This is a genomic window from Micromonospora sp. SD12, from assembly GCF_052068495.1.
GTDB lineage: Bacteria > Actinomycetota > Actinomycetes > Mycobacteriales > Micromonosporaceae > Micromonospora > Micromonospora echinofusca.
Map to the genome: position 1 here is coordinate 131,996 of NZ_JBQHDF010000007.1, position 17,326 is coordinate 149,321.

Here is a 17,326-nt window from a genome sequence, read left to right on the forward strand (position 1 = left end):
GGTGACCAGCGACACCCTGGCGCGCCGGCCGACGGCTTCCTACGGTCTAGGGCGGTTCGGTTAGGAAACAAAACTGTCGGGAGGACCGGTGCGGGGGTTGCGCCGCTGGCTGGACGACACCGCGGGTGGGCTCCCCGCCACCTTCTGGTACCTCTGGGCCGGGCTGCTGATCAACCGGGCCGGCGCCTTCGCGATGCTCTTCCTGTCGCTCTACCTGACCGACGCGCGGGGCGCGAGCGAGGCGCTCACCGGGACGGTCGTCGGGGCGTACGGGCTGGGCGGGGCGGCGGGCGTGCTGCTCGGCGGGGTGCTGGCCGACCGGTGGGGGCGGCGGTCCACCCTGCTCGCCGCCCACCTCGCCACCGCCGGGCTGATGGTCGGGCTGGCCTTCAGCCGGCACCTGGCGATGATCGCCGCGCTCGCCGCCCTGGTCGGGGTGGCGCACTCGATGCCCAGTCCCGCCTTCGTGGCGGCGATCGTCGACGTGGTGCCCGAGCGGCGCCGCTCCCGGGCCTTCAACCTCCAGTTCTGGGCGTTCAACCTGGGCATGGCCGTGGCCTCGCTGCTGGCCGGCCTGCTCGCCGAGGCGAGCTTCGTGGCGCTCTTCCTGGTCGATGCCGCCGCCACCGTGCTGGCGGCGGCGGTCATCGCGTGGAAGGTCCCGGAGACGCTCCCCCGCCGCCCCGCCGGCCTTCCGCCGATCTTGGACAGTTCCCGTTCCGACCGGACGGATGGCGTCCAAGACCTTCGGTCGGCGGCGGTCGGCGGCGGGGCAGTGGGGCGGCAGCGGCGGGCCCGGTGGCTGGGGCGGGCGGGGCGGCAACGGCAGCCGGGGCTGCACACCGCGCTGACCGACCGCACGTTCCTCACCTTCGTCGGCCTGACCTTCGTCCTGGCCGTGTTGACCATGCAGACGTCGACGATCATGCCCCTGGCGATGCGGTCGGACGGCCTGCGCCCGTCGGCGTACGGCGCGGTGGTGGCGCTCGGCGGGGTCCTGATCGTGCTCGGGCAGCTCTTCGTGCCACGGCTGATCGAACGGCACCGCAAGGATCGCGTCCTGGCCGTCTCCACCGCGCTGCTGGCGATCGGCTTCGCCACCCTCGCGTTCGCCGACGACGTGGTGGTCTACCTGGCGGCGGCGGTGGTCTGGACCGTCGGCCAGATGCTCGCCGCACCGCCCAACGCGCAGATCAACGCCGACCTCGCCCCGCTGGAGCTGCGGGCCCGCTACCAGTCGGTGTTCTACCTGGCGTTCCCGGCGGCGTCGTTCGTGGCGCCCACCCTCGGCGGGGTCAGCCTTCAGTACCTCGGGGACCGGCACTGGCTGATCGTCGGCGGGCTGGGACTGCTGGCCGCCGGCTGCCACCTGCTGGCCGGCCCGCCCCGCGAACGGCGCGTCGCCGCCCTCCGCCGCCGCTCCGCCCCCCTCCCGTCCCCGGCCCCCACCGCCGTGCGGTGACCCGGGGGTCGAGGCTTGCCGCCGGCATCGCGCCGAGGGGCCCGCGAGAGAGGGCCGGACAGCAGAACGCCCACCGCGACTCGTGATCGCGATGGGCGCTCGCACCGTATGACCGGCGGCGGCGGGCGAAGCCCACCCCCGTAGGCGTCGCCCGCTCGCGCCGCCGGTCCAAACAGGTGGCCACCGTCCCCCAACGGTGTTGTTCCACCCGTCCCCTGCGCCTCACTCGGTGCACGGATCTGATCGATCCACCGCTCCCCCGAACGGTTCCAAGCGTGGCGCGGTGCAATAAAGTTAGTTCGCCCGGTATTACGAAGACAACCTGAATGGGCTGTCTCGCCGGTCACAGCTCCGGTGTCCCACCGGAGGTGACCGCTGTTCCGGTCTCGGTCAGCCGAACAGCGCTTACCCGCCCGCCATTCCCCGAAACACGTCAGCCGTCCTCACGATCGGGCGATTCCGTACGGAAGAAGTTGCTCGGCCGGCCGTCACGCAGCTGCTCCTGGTAGATCAGGTTCAGCTTCCGCTCGTCGAAGGTGCGGAACCACTCGCCCCAGGTGATCTCGCGGATCCGGCTGCTCTCCCGGTAACCGGGCATGTTGAAGGTGAGCACGCCGGCCCGCCCCGCCCGCTCGGTGCCCGCGATCGTCGCCGGTTTGGCGCCACGCTCCCGCGCCCAGCGCTGGATCACCTCGTGGTTGGTGGTCACCAGGCTGCGGCCCGGACGCTCCGGCCGATCAGCGGTGGACGAGATGAGCTGCGAGGAACGCACCGACCGCGAGGTGCTCCGCCCGGTCCGTACGCCGGTCGTCGTGCCCCCGCGAGGCGTGCCCGCCCGCGCCGGGGCCGGCGCGGCCTTCCGGGCCGCCGACGTGGTCTTCCTGGCCGGGGCCGCCTTCGCGGCGGCCTTCCTGGCCGGGGCCTTCTTCGCCGCCGCCTTCTTCGCCGGGGCGGCCTTGTTCGCCGCCTGCGCCCGGCCCGGTGCGGCCTTGCCCGCCGCCCGGCCCGACGCGGCCTTCTTGGTGGCGGCGGCCCGCCCGGCGGACGCCCGGGTGCCCGTCGCCCGACCGGCCGGCCCGGTGCTGCGACGCGCGGCGCCGCCCGCCGGACGCTCCGCCCGCAGGGTCTTCGCCAGCGTCTTCACCAGTTCCGGCTTGCGCAGGGCGGAGATGCCGGAGACCCCGCGCTTGCGGAGCTGCCCCCGGATCTCGTCCACCTTCATCCGGGAGATCTCGGATTCGGAGATCGTCGGGGTGTTCGGGGTCTGGTTGCCCGCCTGCCGTTTCGTCCTGGTCGCAGTCCCGCCGCGACCTGAGCTGTTCCGCTGAGCCATGGGACGCTCACGCTCCTCGACAGTTGGTCCTCGGCGCGCGGCGGGTCCCAGTGCCGCACCGCGCGGTGCGGCATACCCGTCAGGACCGGTCCGAACCTCCGACCCGGGCACCTGTGCCCGAGGCGTCGCCGGACTGCCCGGCGGCGGCCGGCTGGCCGGAATCGGCGGCGGCCGGGGACGGCTCGAAGAGGTGCGCGAACGCCGCGAGGTTCGCGGTGGACTCGCCCCGCTTGACCCGCCACTCCCACTCCCGCCGGATCGAGCTGCCGAAGCCGATCTCCAGCATCGTGTCGAAGGACTCGTCGGCGTACGTCAGCACCGCGCCCAGCAGCCGGTCCAGCTCGTCGGCGTCGATCCCGGCGGGGTTGACGCGGCCGGTCAGGTAGACGTCGCCGACCGCGTCGACGGAGAACGACACGCCGTACATGCGGGCGTTGCGCTGGAGGAGCCAGGCCCACAGCTCCTCGCGGCGCTCGTCCGGCTGGCGCATCACGAACGCCTCGATCCGCAGCGCGTGCTCGCCGACGATCAGGTTGCAGATCGTCTTCAGCTTGTGGGTGCCCGGCAGCGTGACCGCGTACGAGCCCGGGCCGGTCGACTCCCAGGCCAGTTCCCGCTCGTCGCAGACCGACTCGATCAGGGCCGCAAGATCGCTCTTCCCGCTCATCGGATCCACTCTACGGCCGCCACCGCCGTGGCACCGGGCGACGGCGGCCCGGCCCGGTCGGTCACCAGGAGCAGGACATCGCCGGCCCGCAGGCCAGCTCGGAGGCGAGCCGGGACCGGTGCGCGGCGATCGCCTCGCCGTAGACGGTGAGCAGCCCGGAGGCGGTGCGGTGCCAGGAGAAGTTGCGGGCGTGCCGCGCGGCGCCCCGGGCCAGCTCGGCGCGGCGGAGCCGGGCCGGCAGCAGGCGGGCGAGCGTACGGGCCCAGTCGGCCGGGTCGTGGCCGTCGATGAGCACGCCGCTGACCTGGTCCCGGACGGCGGTCACGAGGCCGCCGACGGCGGCGGCCACCACCGGCGTACCGCAGGCCTGTGCCTCCAGCGCGACCAGGCCGAAGGATTCGTTGTACGACGGCACCGCGACCAGGTCGGCGGCCCGGTACAGGGCGGGCAGGTCGTCGCCGGTGCGCGGGGGCAGGAAACGCACCCGGTCGGCGACGCCGAGCGTCGCGGCCAGCTCCATCAGGGCGGTCGGGCGGTCCAGCCCGCTGCCGCTGGGGCCCCCGCAGATCACCACGGTCACCTCGTCGGCGAGCCCCGGGTCGCGCTCGCGCAACGCGGCCACCGCGCGGATGAGCACGTCCGGGGCCTTCAGCGGCTGGATGCGGCCGACGAAGGCCACCACGTACCCGGTGGCGGGCAGCCCGAGGCGCCGACGGGCGTCGGCGACGACGCGGTCGCGGTCGCCGGGGGCCGGGCGGAACCGGTCCAGGTCCACACCGGGCTCGACCACCGCGACCCGGGCCGGGTCGGCGTCGTACCGGTCGATCAGGTCACGGGCCTCGACCGTCGTGTTCGCGACCAGCCGGTCGGCCTCGGCGACCACCTGCTCCTCGCCGATGACGCGCGCCTTCGGCTCGGGCCGGTCACCGGCGGCGAGCTGGGCGTTCTTGACCTTCGCCAGGGTGTGCGCGGTGTGCACCAACGGCACCCCCCAGCGCTCCTTGGCCAGCCAGCCGACCTGCCCGGAGAGCCAGTAGTGGGAGTGGATCAGGTCGTAGTGGCCCGGCGGACGGGCCGCCTCGGCGCGGAGCACGCCCGCGGTGAACGCGCAGAGCTGCCCCGGCAACTCCTCCTTGGTGAGCCCCTCCAGGGGCCCCGCCGGGACGTGCCGGACGTGCACGCCCGGGGCCGTCTCGACCACCGGGGGGAGGTCGCCGGAGGTGGCCCGGGTGAAGATCTCCACCTCGACGTCAGCCTCCGCCAGCCGGCGGGCGATTTCCAGGATGTATACGTTCATCCCCCCCGCGTCGCCGGTGCCCGGCTGGTGCAGAGGGGAGGTGTGTACCGAGAGCGTCGCGATCCGCCGGGGGCGGGGCCACGGTCGCGCACCGCGCTGACGACCCACACCGGTGTGCAACTCCGCCACGTCCGCTCCCTTTGTCACGGTTTATGCCGTCGGCACGCCCGGCGCTTAACGGACAACGTCCTCGGCCGATGTCATCTTCCCCATCGGGCATACCTAATGCGCCGGGACGACCCCCGGGCGTGACGGACCTCATCACCGCGCCGCCGGCATTCGTCCCGGTACCGCGGGGAGAATGACCGGATGACCTCTGTCGCCGTCGTCACCGGAGCGTCCAGCGGGATCGGGGCGGCCACCGCCCGCCGCCTCGCCGCCGAGGGCTTCCACGTGCTCGCCGCCGCGCGGCGTACCGACCGGTTGGCCGCCCTGGTGGCCGAGATCGAGGGCGCCGGCGGCGCGGCCACCGCCGTGGCCTGCGACGTCACCTCCGACGAGTCGGTGGCCGGCCTGGCCGACGCGGCGGCGGCCCTGGGCCCGGTGACGCTGCTGGTCAACAACGCCGGCGGCGCGCGCGGCCTGGATCCGGTCGAGTCCGGGTCCGTGGGCGACTGGCAGTGGATGTACGACGTCAACGTGCTCGGCACGCTGCGCGTCACCCAGGCGCTGCTGCCCGCGCTGGAGGCGTCCGGGGCCGGCACCATCGTGGTCGTCTCCTCGACCGCCGGCTTCACCGTGTACGAGGGCGGGGGCGGCTACGCCGCCGCGAAGCACGCGCAGACGGCGATCGCCGGCACGCTGCGGCTGGAACTCTGCGGCCGACCGGTGCGGGTCATCGAGATCGACCCCGGCATGGTCCGCACCGACGAGTTCGGGCTGGTCCGCTTCGCCGGGGACGCCGAGCGGGCCGCTGCGGTCTACACCGGGGTCGCCGAACCGCTGGTCGCCGAGGACGTCGCCGACTGCGTCGCCTGGTGCGCGACCCGCCCGCAGCACGTCAACGTGGACCGACTCGTCGTACGCCCGCTGGCCCAGGCCGCCCAGCACAAGGTGCACCGGGTCGGCTGAGCCGGCCCGGACGGTCACCGACGATGGCGGGCACGGCGCGGCACCGTCCGCTGGGCGTGGTCACCCGGGGTACCACAAACCCCAACCGGCTGCGCCGGGTGGACAACTGGATCGTCGAGACCTGCGGCGAGGCGCTGCGCGGGGCGGCCGACCCGCTGGTGGTGGACCTCGGCTACGGCGCCAGCCCGGTGACCGCCGTCGAACTGCGTACCCGGCTCGCGACCGCCGTCCGCCCCGACGTACGGGTCGTCGGGCTGGAGATCGATCCGGTGCGCGTCGCCGCCGCCCAGCCGTCCGCCGACCCGCCCGGGCTCACCTTCGCCCGGGGCGGGTTCGAGCTGGCCGGGCTGCGCCCCGCCCTGGTCCGCGCGTTCAACGTGCTGCGCCAGTACGACGAGCACGAGGTCGCCGACGCCTGGCGCACCATGACCGCGGGGCTGGCTCCGGGCGGGCTGCTGGTCGAGGGCACCTGCGACGAGTTGGGGCGGCTCGGCGGCTGGCTGCTGATCGACGCCGACGGCCCCCGTACGCTCACCCTGGCCGCGAAGCTCACCACCCTGGACACCCCGGCGGAGCTGGCGGAACGGCTGCCCAAGGCGCTGATCCACCGCAACGTCCCCGGCGAGCGGATCCACGACCTGATCCGTGCCCTCGACGACGCCTGGCAGGCCGCCGCCGGCTACGCCCCGTACGGCCCCCGCCAACGCTGGCTGCGCGCGGTCTCCGCCGTCCGCGAGGCGGGCTGGCCGATCCTCGACGGCCCCCGCCGCTGGCGCCACGGCGAACTGACCCTCCCCTGGCCCCGGATCGCCCCCACCACCGCACCCTGACCCCGCCCGGCACGGGACCGGCGGCGCGGGCGGGAGGGCGGGAGGGCGGGGTCAGATGGTGCAGTTGATGAGGATCGGTTCGGGGTGGAGGGTGACGCCGAAGCGGTGGTGCACGCCGTCGCGGATCTCCCGGGCGAGCTCGACCAGGGACGCGGTGCTGGCGGTGCCGCTGCGGTTGGTCAGGGCGAGGGTGTGCTTGCTGGAGATGGCGACGCCCTCCGGCCCCGGGTGGCCCTTGCCGAAGCCGGCCTTGTCGATCAGCCAGGCCGCGCTGACCTTCACCACGTCACCCGCGCCCGGCCAGGCGGGCGGCTCGCCGATGTCGGCGGCGCGCTCGCGCAGCAGCTCGTACGCGGCGACGTCCAGCACGGGGTTGGTGAAGAACGAGCCGACCGAGCGGGTGTCCGGGTCGGCGGGGTCGAGCACCATGCCCTTGCCGGCGCGCAGCCGCAGGACCGTGGCCCGGGCGTCGGCCAGCGGCACGCGCTCCCCCACCTGCACGCCGAGCGCCCGGGCCAGTTCCGCGTAGCGCACCGGGCCCGACAACGGCGAGCGGGCGAGCCGGAAGTCGACGGAGAGCACCACCCAGCGGTCGCTGTACTTGAAGATGCTGGAGCGGTACGCGAAGCCGCAGTCGGCGGCGGCGATCCGCCCGACCGTCCCGTCGACCCGGTCGTGGACCTGCACGCCGGTGATGGTCTCGGCGACCTCCTGCCCGTACGCGCCGACGTTCTGGATGGGGGTGGCGCCGGTGGAGCCGGGGATGCCGGAGAGGCACTCCAGGCCGGACCAGCCGTTGGCCACGGTGGCGGCGACCAGCTCGTCCCAGGGCTCGCCCGCCTCGACGCGTACGGTGACGCTGTCGGCGTCCTCGGCGACGACCCGCAGGCCCCGGGAGCGCACCAGGACCACGGTGCCGGGGAAACCGGCGTCGCCGATAACGACGTTGCTGCCGCCGGCGAGGAGCAGGACCTGCTCGTCGCGTTCGGCCGCCTGCCGCACCTCCCGGACGATCCCGTCGGCGTCGGTGCCGGCGACGACGCGGCCGGCCGGACCGCCCAGGCGTAGCGTCGTGTATCGCGCCAGGTCGCACGTCGTGGCGGGTTCGGTTCCGGTTGTCGGCTGGGCGTAGACGTCTGACACGCCTTTCACCCTAGGCTGAGGGGTAGCCGCGGCGCCCACTGGTGGCCCGGTCACCCCCGGGAGGATGGCGATGAGCAGACTGCATGGCACGAAGGACTTCTGGATGGGAGCGCTCCGGGCGGAGGGCCCGGCGTTCGCCGCAGCCGTGGCGGAGGCGCCGCCGGAGACACCGGTGCTGTCCTGTCCCGGCTGGACCGTCGCCGACCTGACGCTGCACCTGACCTCCATCTACCGCTGGGTGCACTCGTTCGCCGGCTCCGGCGCCACCACCCCGTCGCCGGGGAGGTCCGAGCCGGTCGAGCCGGAGCCCGGCGTCGCCCCGCTCCAGCTCTGGCAGCAGGCGTACGACCAGCTGATGACCCTCTTCGACGGCCTCGACCCGGAGGCCCCGGCGTGGAACTGGGCGCCGCAGCCGAAGAGGGCGGGCTTCTGGCCGCGCCGGATGGCGCACGAGACCGCGGTGCACCGCTGGGACGCCCAGCTCGCCATCGCGGCGGGCGAGCCGGTCGAGGCGAAGCTCGCCGCCGACGGGGTGAGCGAGATCCTGGACACCTGGCTGCCGGCCGGCCGGCGCCGCACGGCGGGCCAGTGGCGCGGGGTCGTGCAGCTCTCGGCCGTCGACGCCGGCCAGGAGTGGTTCCTGCGGCTGCGCGGCGAGGGTGTGGCCCTGCTCGACACGGCCACCATCTTCGACCACGACGACCACCACGCGCGGGCGCAGGTGAGCGGCACCGCGAGCGACCTGCTGCTGGCGCTCTGGGGCCGGCTCGGCCTCGACACGCTCGACGTGGCCGGCGACCGCAGCCTGCTGGAGGGCCTCCGCGTCGGCTGAGCCCCGCCGCGCGGAGCCGGGCCCCGAGGGCTCCGCGTAGTCCCACCGCACGTCCTGAGAGAGTGGCCGCCCGGCACAGGCGGCCACTCTCTTCGCGTCCGACCCCTCAGAACTGCGGAGAGCGCTCTCTTGACACCGGCGGGACCCAACCACCACCCTGTCGTGAGAGCGCTCTCTCAGCTCTGCTCCACCACCTGCCTCACCACCTCAGACGACCTGAGAGGGGTCCGACCGAAATGGGTGTCTTTCCGCGCCGCCGCCTCGCGGCGGTGGCCCTCGTCGCCGCCAGCGCGCTGCTCGCCACCGCCGGCTGCGCCGGCGACGAACCTGCCGAGGACGGCAAGATCACGTTGACCGTCGACGTGTTCAGCCAGTTCGGCTACGAAGAGCTCTACAAGGAATACATGGCCAGCCACCCGAACGTGAAGATCGTCGAGCGTGGCACGGGCACCAACCTCGACGACTACTCGCCGAAGCTGACCCAGTGGCTCGCCGCCGGCAAGGGCGCGGGCGACGTCGTCGCCATCGAAGAGGGGTTGATGGTCGAGTACAAGGCCAACCCCGACAACTTCGTCAACCTGCTCGACCACGGCGGCGCCGAACTCCAGGGCAACTTCCTGGAGTGGAAGTGGGAGGGCGGCAAGACCAAGGACGGCAAGCTGATCGGCCTGGGCACCGACGTCGGCGGCATGGCCATGTGCTACCGCAAGGACCTGTTCGCCAAGGCCGGCCTGCCCACCGACCGCGAGGCGGTCTCGAAGCTCTGGCCGACCTGGCAGGACTACATCAAGGTCGGCGAGCAGTTCAAGGCGAAGAACACCGGCGCGGCGTTCCTGGACGCCGCGACCAACATCTTCAACACGATCGTGCTCCAGACGGCGGGCAACGCGCAGGGCTACCACTACTACGACACCAGCGACAACCTGGTGGTGGACAGCAACCCGGCGGTGCGCCAGGCCTGGGACACCACGATGGACATCGTCGACTCCGGCCTCTCCGGCAAGTACGGCTCCTGGTCGGAGGAGTGGGTGTCGGCCTTCAAGCAGGCCAAGTTCGCCACCATCGCCTGCCCGGCCTGGATGACCGGCGTCATCGAGGGCAACGCCGGCGCCGAGGCCAAGGGCAAGTGGGACATCGCCCGGGTGCCCGGCAACGGCGGCAACTGGGGCGGGTCGTGGCTCGCCGTACCGACCCAGAGCAAGCACCGCGCCGAGGCGATCGAGCTGGCGAAGTTCCTGACCAGCGCCAAGGGCCAGATCGGGGCGTTCAAGGCCAAGGGCCCGCTGCCCTCCTCGCCGCAGGCGCTGGCCGACCCCGCGATCGTCGAGGCCAAGAACGCGTACTTCTCCGACGCCCCTGTCGGGCAGATCTTCGGCGAGGGCGCCAAGACCCTGAAGCCCGTCTACATGGGACCGAAGAACCAGGCCGTACGCACGGAGGTCGAGAACGCCGTCCGGACGGTGGAGCTGGGTCAGCGCAAGCCCGACCAGGGCTGGACGGACGCGGTCAACAACGCCAAGAAGGCCGCCGCCAAGTAGCCCGAGCCGGGGATGCGGGCGGGCGGGCGCCGGGGGCGCCGGTCCCGCCCGCACCCGGGAAAGGAGTGGTCCGGGCATGACCGTCCAGCTCGACGCGCGTCCGCCGGTCGCACCGGCGCCCCGCACCGGCCGGCGCCCGCCGGCGATGCGGTTCAGCCGCCTCGACACGAAGTACTCGCCCTACCTGTTCATCGCCCCGTTCTTCGTGCTCTTCGGGGTGTTCGGGGCGTATCCGCTGATCTACACCTTCTGGGTCTCCCTGCACGACTGGGACCTGCTCGGCAGCAACCACCCGTTCGTCGGGCTGGAGAACTACAGCCGGCTGCTGGCCGACGCCGACTTCTGGCACGCCGTCGTCAACACCCTCGGCATCTTCGTCATCTCCACCATCCCGCAGCTGCTGGCCGCGCTCTGGCTGGCCAACCTGCTCAACCGGCAGCTGCGGGCCCGCACGACGTTCCGGATGGCGGTGCTGATCCCGAACATCACCTCGACCGCCGCGGTCGCGATCGTCTTCGGGGTGCTCTTCGGTCGCGAGTTCGGCATGGTCAACTGGCTGCTCGACCTGGTCGGCATCGACGCGATCGCGTGGAAGTCGAACCGGTTCGCGTCCTGGGTGGCCATCTCCACCATGGTCGACTGGCGGTGGACCGGCTACAACGCGCTGATCTTCCTGGCGGCGATGCAGGCCATCCCGCGCGACCTGTACGAGTCGGCCGCGATCGACGGGGCCGGCCGGGCGCGGCAGTTCTGGTCGATCACCGTGCCGCTGCTCAAGCCGACGATCATCTTCACCGTCATCATCTCCACCATCGGCGGGCTCCAGCTCTTCACCGAGCCCCGGCTGTTCCACTCCGGGACCAACCCGATCCGGGGCGGGACGCTACGGGAGTCGCAGACCGTGACCATGTACATGTTCGAGAACGCCTTCGCACCCCACTACAACTTCGGGTACGGCTCGGCGGTGGCGTGGCTGCTCTTCGCGCTGATCGCGGTCGTCGCGGCGATCAACGTGCTGCTCCTGCGCCGGCTCGGCGGCGCGAAGCCCCCGAAGGAGGACGCGAAGTCCAAGGAGGTAGCGCGATGACCCGCCTCTGGGCCGCCAGCCGGCTCACCTACGCCGCGCTGATCGCCGCCGGGGTCCTGTCGATCTTCCCGATCTACTGGATGTTCGTGGTGGCGAGCCGCTCCAACGACGCGATGGGCCAGCTACCGCCCCCGGTCACCCCCGGCGGCAACTTCGGCGCGAACGTGTCCCGGCTGCTCAACAACACCGACGCGTACTTCGTCGCCGGCCTGGTCAACTCGGCGATCGTGGCGACCACGGTCACGGTCTCGGTGGTCTTCTTCTCCACCCTGGCCGGGTTCGCCTTCGCCAAGCTGCGGTTCCGGGGGCGCAACGCGCTGCTCATGGTGATCATCGCGACGATGATGGTGCCCACCCAGCTCGGCGTCATCCCGCTCTACCTGCTGATGACGAAGCTGAACTGGAACGACCGGCTGCCGGCGGTGATCGTGCCGGCGCTGGTCACCGGCTTCGGGGTGTTCATGATGCGGCAGTACGCCGGCCAGGCGGTCAGCAACGAGCTGATCGAGGCGGCCCGGGTGGACGGCTGCAACACGGCGCGGATCTACTGGAACGTGGTGCTGCCGGCGCTGCGCCCGGCCGCCGCCGTACTCGGGCTGCTCACGTTCATGACGACCTGGAACGACTTCCTCTGGCCGTACGCTGTCCTCAACGACCCGGAGAACCCGACCGTGCAGCTGGCCCTGCGCACCCTGTCCGACGGGTACTACACGGACATGTCGCAGGTGTTCACGGGGACAGCCATCGCCACCCTCCCGTTGTTGCTGGTCTTCGTCCTGTTCGGCCGCCAGATCATCGGCGGCATCATGGAAGGTGCGGTCAAGGCGTGAGCACTCTGCGATTCCCCGACAACTTCGTCTGGGGGGCGGCCACCGCCGCGTACCAGATCGAGGGCGCGGCCACCGACGACGGCCGCGGGCCGTCGATCTGGGACACCTTCAGCCGTACGCCGGGCAAGGTCCACCACGGGCACACCGGCGACGTGGCCTGCGACCACTACCACCGGTACGCCGACGACGTGGCGCTGATGGCGGAGCTGGGGCTCGGGGCGTACCGCTTCTCGGTGGCCTGGCCCCGGATCCAGCCGGACGGCACCGGCCCGGTCAACCCGCGCGGCCTGGACTTCTACGACCGGCTGACCGACGCGCTGCTGGCCCGGGGCATCGACCCCATCGTCACGCTCTACCACTGGGACCTGCCGCAGGCCCTCCAGGACCGGGGCGGCTGGACCAACCGGGAGACCGCCGAGCACTTCGCCACGTACGCCACGGCGGTGCACACCCGCCTCGGCGACCGGATCCCCACCTGGACCACGCTCAACGAGCCGTGGTGCTCGTCCTACCTCGGCTACGGCAACGGGGTGCACGCCCCCGGCGAGCAGGACGCGGGGGCGGCCTTCGCCGCCGTACACCATCTGCTGCTCGGGCACGGCCTGGCGGCCCGCGCGCTGCGCGCCGCCGGCGCCAGGACCGTCGGGATCACGGTCAACCCGGCCGACGTGCGCGCGGCCGACGCGGACAGCGCCGCGGACGCGGCGGCGGTCCGCCTGGTCGACGGCCTACACAACCGGATCTTCCTCGATCCCCTGCTGCGCGCCGCGTACCCCGACGACGTGCTGGAACACGTGGCCCGGATCGTCGAGCCGACGTTCATCCGCGACGGCGACGAGAAGCTGATCGCCGCCCCGATCGACCTGCTCGGCATCAACTACTACGCCCCCACCTACGTCGCCGGCCGGCCGGACGGCGCGGGCGGCAGCGCCTACCCGGGCACCGAGGGCGCGGTGGAGTTCCTGCCGCCGGCCGGGCCGCTGACCGACATGGGCTGGATGATCGAACCGGCCGGGCTGACCCGGCTGCTGGAACGGATCGCCACCGACTACCCCGGTGTGCCGCTGATGGTCACCGAGAACGGCGCGGCGTTCCCCGACAAGGCCGGCGCGGACGACAGCAACGGCGCCGGGCAGGTGCTGGACGCGGACCGGATCGCCTACCTCGACGGGCACCTGCGCGCCGTGCACGAAGCGATCTCCCGGGGAGTGGACCTGCGGGGCTATCTCGTATGGTCGTTGTTGGACAACTTCGAGTGGGCAGAGGGCTACCGTCGACGGTTCGGGATCATCCACGTCGACTACCTGACGCAACGACGCACACCGAAGTCCAGCGCCCGGTGGTACCAGGAGGTGATCTCCCGGAACGGGCTGTGACGAGGCGGTGGTAACGGGGATGACGACGGCGCAGCGGCCGACACTGGAGGCGGTGGCCCGACGGGCGGGGGTCTCGCGGGCGACCGTGTCCCGGGTGGTGAACGGCTCCATGACGGTCGCCGAGCCGATCCGGGAGGCGGTCCGCCGGGCGGTGGCCGAGCTGGGGTACGTGCCGAACCTGGCCGCCCGCAGCCTGGTCACCCAGCGGACCGACTCGATCGCCCTGGTGCTGCCGGAAGCCGCCACCCGGGTCTTCTCCGACGACCAGGTCTTCCCCGGGATCATCCGGGGCGCGGCGCAGGAGCTGGAGGCGGCCGACAAGCAGCTCGTGCTGATGCTGGCCGGCTCCCCCGCCGGGCACGACCGGGTCGAGCGCTACACGACCGGCCGGCACGTCGACGGGGTGCTCTTCGCCTCGCTGCACGGCGAGGACCCGTTGCCCGGCCGGCTCGCCCGGCTGGGCATCCCCGTCGTGTGCAGCGGCCGGCCGCTCGACGGCGCGGACGTGCCCTACGTCGACGTCGACCACGTCGGCGGGGTGGCCACGGCGGTGCGGCACCTGCTGGACGGCGGGCGCCGCCGCATCGCCACCATCGCCGGCCCGCAGGACATGGTGGCCGGCATCGAACGGCTCGCGGGCTACCGGAACACCGTCGCCGAGGCCGGGCTGCCGCAACTGGTGGCGACCGGCGACTTCACCCGCGAGTCGGGGGCGACGGCGATGCGGCAGCTCCTCGCCGAGCACCCCGACCTGGACGCGGTCTTCGCCGCCTCCGACCTGATGGCGCACGCCGCCCTGCGGACGCTGCGCGAGGCGGGACGGCGGGTGCCCGACGACGTGGCGGTGATCGGCTTCGACGACATCGAGACGGCCGCGTACACCGAGCCCCCGCTGACCACCGTCCGCCAGCCGATCGTGCAGCTGGGCCGGCAGATGACCCGGCTGCTGCTGCGGCTGGCCGCCGGCGAGGCCATCGAGCCCGTGGTGCTCCCCACCGAGCTGATCGTCCGCGAGTCCGCCTGACCGGCCGGCGGATAACCGGTCGAGCCGCGCGGGGGTCCGGCGGTAGCGTCGCCGCCGTGACCCCACCGACCCGGCTGATCCGCGTACCCGCCCTCTCCGACGTCGCCGAGTACGCGTACGCGGCCACGGTCGAGCCGCCCGCCCGGCTGGTGTTCACCGCCGGCGCCTGCCCGCTCGACGCCGAAGGCCGGACCGTCGCGCCCGGCGACCCCGTCGGCCAGGCACGGCAGGTGATGACGAACCTGGAGACCGCCCTCGCGGCGGCCGGGGCCCGGCTCACCGACGTCGTCAAGACCACCGTGTACGTGGCGTCGTCCCGCCAGGCCGACCTGGTGGCCGTGTGGGAGGTGGTCCGGGACGCGTTCGGCGACCACGAGCCGCCCAGCACCCTGCTCGGGGTGGCCGTGCTGGGCTACTCCGACCAGCTCGTCGAGGTCGAGGCCGTGGCCGCCGTACGCGGGGAGGGCTGACGTGCGGATCCGCGCCGCCCACCCCGACGACGCGCCCGCCGTGGTGGCGCTGCGCGCGCTCGTGCACCCCTACCTGGTACGCGGCGTCGAGTCGACCCGACGCATGATCGCCCAGCCCCCGCCCGACGAGGACTGGGCCGCGTACGTCGTCGAGGTGGACGGCACGGTGGTCGGCTGGGTGTCGGCGTACCGCAACGCCCAGACCTCGCAGGCGGACGTCGGGGAGGTCGCCACCCTGCACGTGCACCCGGAGCACCGGGGTCGGGGCGCCGGCACCGCGCTGCTGACCGCCGCGCTGGGGCACCTCCGCGACATCGGGGCGCGTACGGTGCGCACCTGGGCGCTGCCGGAGTCGCTGCCGTTCGCCCGCCGGCACGGCTTCACGCCGAGCCGGGAGCTGCGCTACTCGGCGCTGGACCTGCGGCCGGCCCCGCCGATGCCGCAACCGCCGCCGGGCGTACGCCTGCTCCCGCTGACCGACCTCGACCCGCGCCGGGTCCACCGGGCCGAGGTGGCGGCGGCGGCGGACGAACCGGGCGACGTTCCCGCCGACGCGATCAGCTACGAGAACTGGTACTCCGAGGTCTGGGACAACCTTGGCCTGGACCGCGCGGCCAGCACCGTGGCCGAGGCCGGTGACGAGATCGTGGCGTTCAGCCTCGTCAAGCGCGACGGCGACCGGATGTGGTCGGACTACACCGGCACGCTGCCGACGCACCGGGGGGCGCGGGCTGGCCCGCCTGGTCAAGACGGCGGCGCTGCACCGCGCCGCCGCCGGCGGGGTACGCGTCGCCTACACCTCGAACGACGAGGCGAACGCGCCGATGCTGGCGGTCAACGTCGGGCTCGGCTACCGCCCGGTCGGTTCGAGCTGGTCGTGCCTGCGTGAGCTCGCCTGACGGTCCGGGTCATCCGGCTGCCCGCCCGAGGTACAAGGCCAGCCGGCGGCCCGGAGGCGATGCTGCTGCCGTCGGGGAGGAGTTCGGCCCGAGGGCCAGGGCCAGCCGGCGGCCCGCCCCGAGGTCCGGGTCATCCGGCGGCCCGCACCCGCTGGGCGACCGCCAGGGTCTCGGCGCCGAAGAGCACCAGCCGGGCCTCGGTGACGTGCGCCGGGGTGGCCGAGCCGAGCACCGACAGGGCCTGCCGGACGGCGTCCTCGACCGGCCAGCCGTAGACGCCGGCCGAGATCAGCGGGAACGCCACGGTGCCCGCACCCAACTCGTCGGCGACCCGCAGGCTGTTCGCGTGGCAGTCGCGCAGCAGCGGCGAGCGGTCCTCGTCGGTCGACCAGACCGGCCCGACCGTGTGCACCACCCAGCGCGCCGGCAGGTCGCCCGCGGTGGTGGCCACCGCCTGGCTGGTCGGCAGGCCGCGCCCGTACCGGGAGGCGCGCAGCGCCCGGCACTCGTCGAGGATGGCCGGCCCGCCCCGCCGGTGGATGGCGCCGTCCACTCCCCCGCCGCCGAGCAGCGACGAATTGGCGGCGTTGACGATCACGTCCACCCGCTGCGTCGTGATGTCGCCCCCGACCAGGGTGATCTCCACGTCAGCCCTCCGTGACGGACTGGCCGAGTGAGCGGCGGGCCAGCAGGGTCGCCCCGGCGACGGCGGCCGGCATGACGAGCACCGCGCCGAGCGGGATCAGGAAGCAGACGAAGACCGCCACGCCGAAGCCGAGCGTGGTCGGCCGGTCCGCCTTGAGGTGTGCCCGCCGCTCCGGCAGCCGCATTCCGCGCCGGTAGAAGGGGGCCCCGACCAGCTCCACGGCGAGCAGCCAGCCCCCGACTGCCGCCCCGATCACCGGCACCACGGTCTGGCCGACCACCGGGATGAATCCGGCGGCGAAGAGCGGGATGCCGAAGAGGATCGACAGGCCCACCAGCCGTACCGAGTCGGCGAGGCTGCGCCGCAGCGACGGCCAGAACGGCACGTCGACCGCGCCGGGCGTGCCACCGAGACGCTCCTCGACCCGTTCGGAGATCTTCTCGTAGAACGGGTCGCCGATGACCAGGGTGACGGCGGTGAAGGTGACCACCGCGAGCAGGCCGCCGATGCCGAGGAAGGCCAGCCCGGCGACCACGCGGACGAGGCTGCGCGAGGTGGTCGACCAGTCGTCGGCGAACGGGGTGACCAGTGCGGCCAGGTCCTCGACGAAGTACGCCAGGGTGGCGAACGCGGTCGCGAAGAGCGCGCCCGAGATCAACGCCGGGATGACGCCGAGCAGCATCAGCCCGGGGCTGCGGACGTAGAGACCGAGGCCGCGCAGGAGCAGGCCCACGCCGGTGAAGAACCGGCCGGCGGCGCCGGTCACGGGCGCGGCGATGCGGGGTGCGTTCACGACCGCAGAGCCTAGTTGTACCCGGTCA

The 17,326-nt window shown here is 73.3% G+C and carries 16 protein-coding genes and 1 pseudogene; 11 read left to right on the plus strand and 6 right to left on the minus strand.

Features of this window, described 5'->3' with window-relative positions; genetic code table 11:
• Window positions 1-88: 88 nt before the first annotated feature.
• Window positions 89-1,462: an MFS transporter gene (locus ACTMS2_RS16260; protein ID WP_441176106.1), complete on the plus strand. Its 1,374-nt coding sequence runs from the start codon at window positions 89-91 to the stop codon at window positions 1,460-1,462.
• Window positions 1,463-1,895: 433 nt separating this feature from the next.
• On the opposite strand, the gene ACTMS2_RS16265 is transcribed toward ACTMS2_RS16260, so the two are convergent.
• The 3 genes from ACTMS2_RS16265 to mshA all read right to left on the minus strand — a co-directional run bounded on the left by ACTMS2_RS16265 (window position 1,896) and on the right by mshA (window position 4,888).
• Window positions 1,896-2,795 (minus strand): hypothetical protein, encoded by a 900-nt coding sequence (locus ACTMS2_RS16265; RefSeq protein ID WP_441176107.1) that lies wholly within the window; start codon window positions 2,793-2,795, stop codon window positions 1,896-1,898.
• Between the two features lie 79 nt (window positions 2,796-2,874).
• On the minus strand, window positions 2,875-3,462 hold the full coding sequence (locus ACTMS2_RS16270) for a YbjN domain-containing protein (protein WP_441176108.1): 588 nt from the start codon (window positions 3,460-3,462) through the stop codon (window positions 2,875-2,877).
• 61 nt (window positions 3,463-3,523) lie between these two features.
• A complete protein-coding gene (gene mshA / locus ACTMS2_RS16275) occupies window positions 3,524-4,888 on the minus strand; it encodes a D-inositol-3-phosphate glycosyltransferase (protein ID WP_441176109.1) in 1,365 nt (454 codons plus the stop codon).
• 180 nt (window positions 4,889-5,068) lie between these two features.
• Between mshA and ACTMS2_RS16280 the strand changes: the two genes are divergently transcribed.
• On the plus strand, window positions 5,069-5,830 hold the full coding sequence (locus tag ACTMS2_RS16280) for an SDR family NAD(P)-dependent oxidoreductase (protein ID WP_441176110.1): 762 nt from the start codon (window positions 5,069-5,071) through the stop codon (window positions 5,828-5,830).
• 23 nt (window positions 5,831-5,853) lie between these two features.
• Window positions 5,854-6,660, plus strand: coding sequence for a class I SAM-dependent methyltransferase (locus ACTMS2_RS16285; RefSeq protein ID WP_441176111.1), 807 nt, complete (start codon window positions 5,854-5,856; stop codon window positions 6,658-6,660).
• Between the two features lie 51 nt (window positions 6,661-6,711).
• On the opposite strand, the gene ACTMS2_RS16290 is transcribed toward ACTMS2_RS16285, so the two are convergent.
• Window positions 6,712-7,803, minus strand: coding sequence for a UDP-N-acetylmuramate dehydrogenase (locus ACTMS2_RS16290; protein WP_441176112.1), 1,092 nt, complete (start codon window positions 7,801-7,803; stop codon window positions 6,712-6,714).
• Between the two features lie 70 nt (window positions 7,804-7,873).
• Here ACTMS2_RS16290 and ACTMS2_RS16295 point away from each other — a divergent pair, with 70 nt between their 5' ends.
• The 8 genes and pseudogenes from ACTMS2_RS16295 to ACTMS2_RS16330 all read left to right on the plus strand — a co-directional run bounded on the left by ACTMS2_RS16295 (window position 7,874) and on the right by ACTMS2_RS16330 (window position 15,859).
• The gene (locus ACTMS2_RS16295) at window positions 7,874-8,635 is read left to right on the plus strand and encodes a maleylpyruvate isomerase family mycothiol-dependent enzyme (protein ID WP_441176113.1); all 762 of its coding nucleotides are present in this window, start codon (window positions 7,874-7,876) and stop codon (window positions 8,633-8,635) included.
• Window positions 8,636-8,871: 236 nt separating this feature from the next.
• A complete protein-coding gene (locus tag ACTMS2_RS16300) occupies window positions 8,872-10,173 on the plus strand; it encodes an ABC transporter substrate-binding protein (protein WP_363896573.1) in 1,302 nt (433 codons plus the stop codon).
• A gap of 76 nt (window positions 10,174-10,249) precedes the next feature.
• Window positions 10,250-11,260, plus strand: coding sequence for a carbohydrate ABC transporter permease (locus ACTMS2_RS16305; RefSeq protein ID WP_441176114.1), 1,011 nt, complete (start codon window positions 10,250-10,252; stop codon window positions 11,258-11,260).
• Window positions 11,257-12,090 (plus strand): carbohydrate ABC transporter permease, encoded by an 834-nt coding sequence (locus ACTMS2_RS16310; protein WP_088998202.1) that lies wholly within the window; start codon window positions 11,257-11,259, stop codon window positions 12,088-12,090. The genes ACTMS2_RS16305 and ACTMS2_RS16310 overlap by 4 nt, the downstream gene beginning before the upstream one ends.
• Window positions 12,087-13,466 (plus strand): GH1 family beta-glucosidase, encoded by a 1,380-nt coding sequence (locus tag ACTMS2_RS16315; protein WP_441176115.1) that lies wholly within the window; start codon window positions 12,087-12,089, stop codon window positions 13,464-13,466. Before ACTMS2_RS16310 ends, ACTMS2_RS16315 begins: the two co-directional genes overlap by 4 nt.
• 19 nt (window positions 13,467-13,485) lie before the next feature.
• Window positions 13,486-14,490: a LacI family DNA-binding transcriptional regulator gene (locus ACTMS2_RS16320; protein ID WP_101412912.1), complete on the plus strand. Its 1,005-nt coding sequence runs from the start codon at window positions 13,486-13,488 to the stop codon at window positions 14,488-14,490.
• Window positions 14,491-14,546: 56 nt separating this feature from the next.
• Window positions 14,547-14,960 (plus strand): RidA family protein, encoded by a 414-nt coding sequence (locus ACTMS2_RS16325; RefSeq protein WP_441176116.1) that lies wholly within the window; start codon window positions 14,547-14,549, stop codon window positions 14,958-14,960.
• A gap of 1 nt (window position 14,961) precedes the next feature.
• A pseudogene (locus ACTMS2_RS16330) lies at window positions 14,962-15,859 on the plus strand (GNAT family N-acetyltransferase).
• 130 nt (window positions 15,860-15,989) lie between these two features.
• On the opposite strand, the gene ACTMS2_RS16335 reads toward ACTMS2_RS16330, so the two are convergent.
• Both ACTMS2_RS16335 and ACTMS2_RS16340 read right to left on the minus strand, forming a co-directional pair.
• On the minus strand, window positions 15,990-16,505 hold the full coding sequence (locus ACTMS2_RS16335; RefSeq protein WP_441176118.1) for an O-acetyl-ADP-ribose deacetylase: 516 nt from the start codon (window positions 16,503-16,505) through the stop codon (window positions 15,990-15,992).
• A 1-nt stretch (window position 16,506) separates the two neighbouring features.
• On the minus strand, window positions 16,507-17,298 hold the full coding sequence (locus tag ACTMS2_RS16340; protein ID WP_441176119.1) for an EI24 domain-containing protein: 792 nt from the start codon (window positions 17,296-17,298) through the stop codon (window positions 16,507-16,509).
• Window positions 17,299-17,326 lie beyond the last annotated feature (28 nt).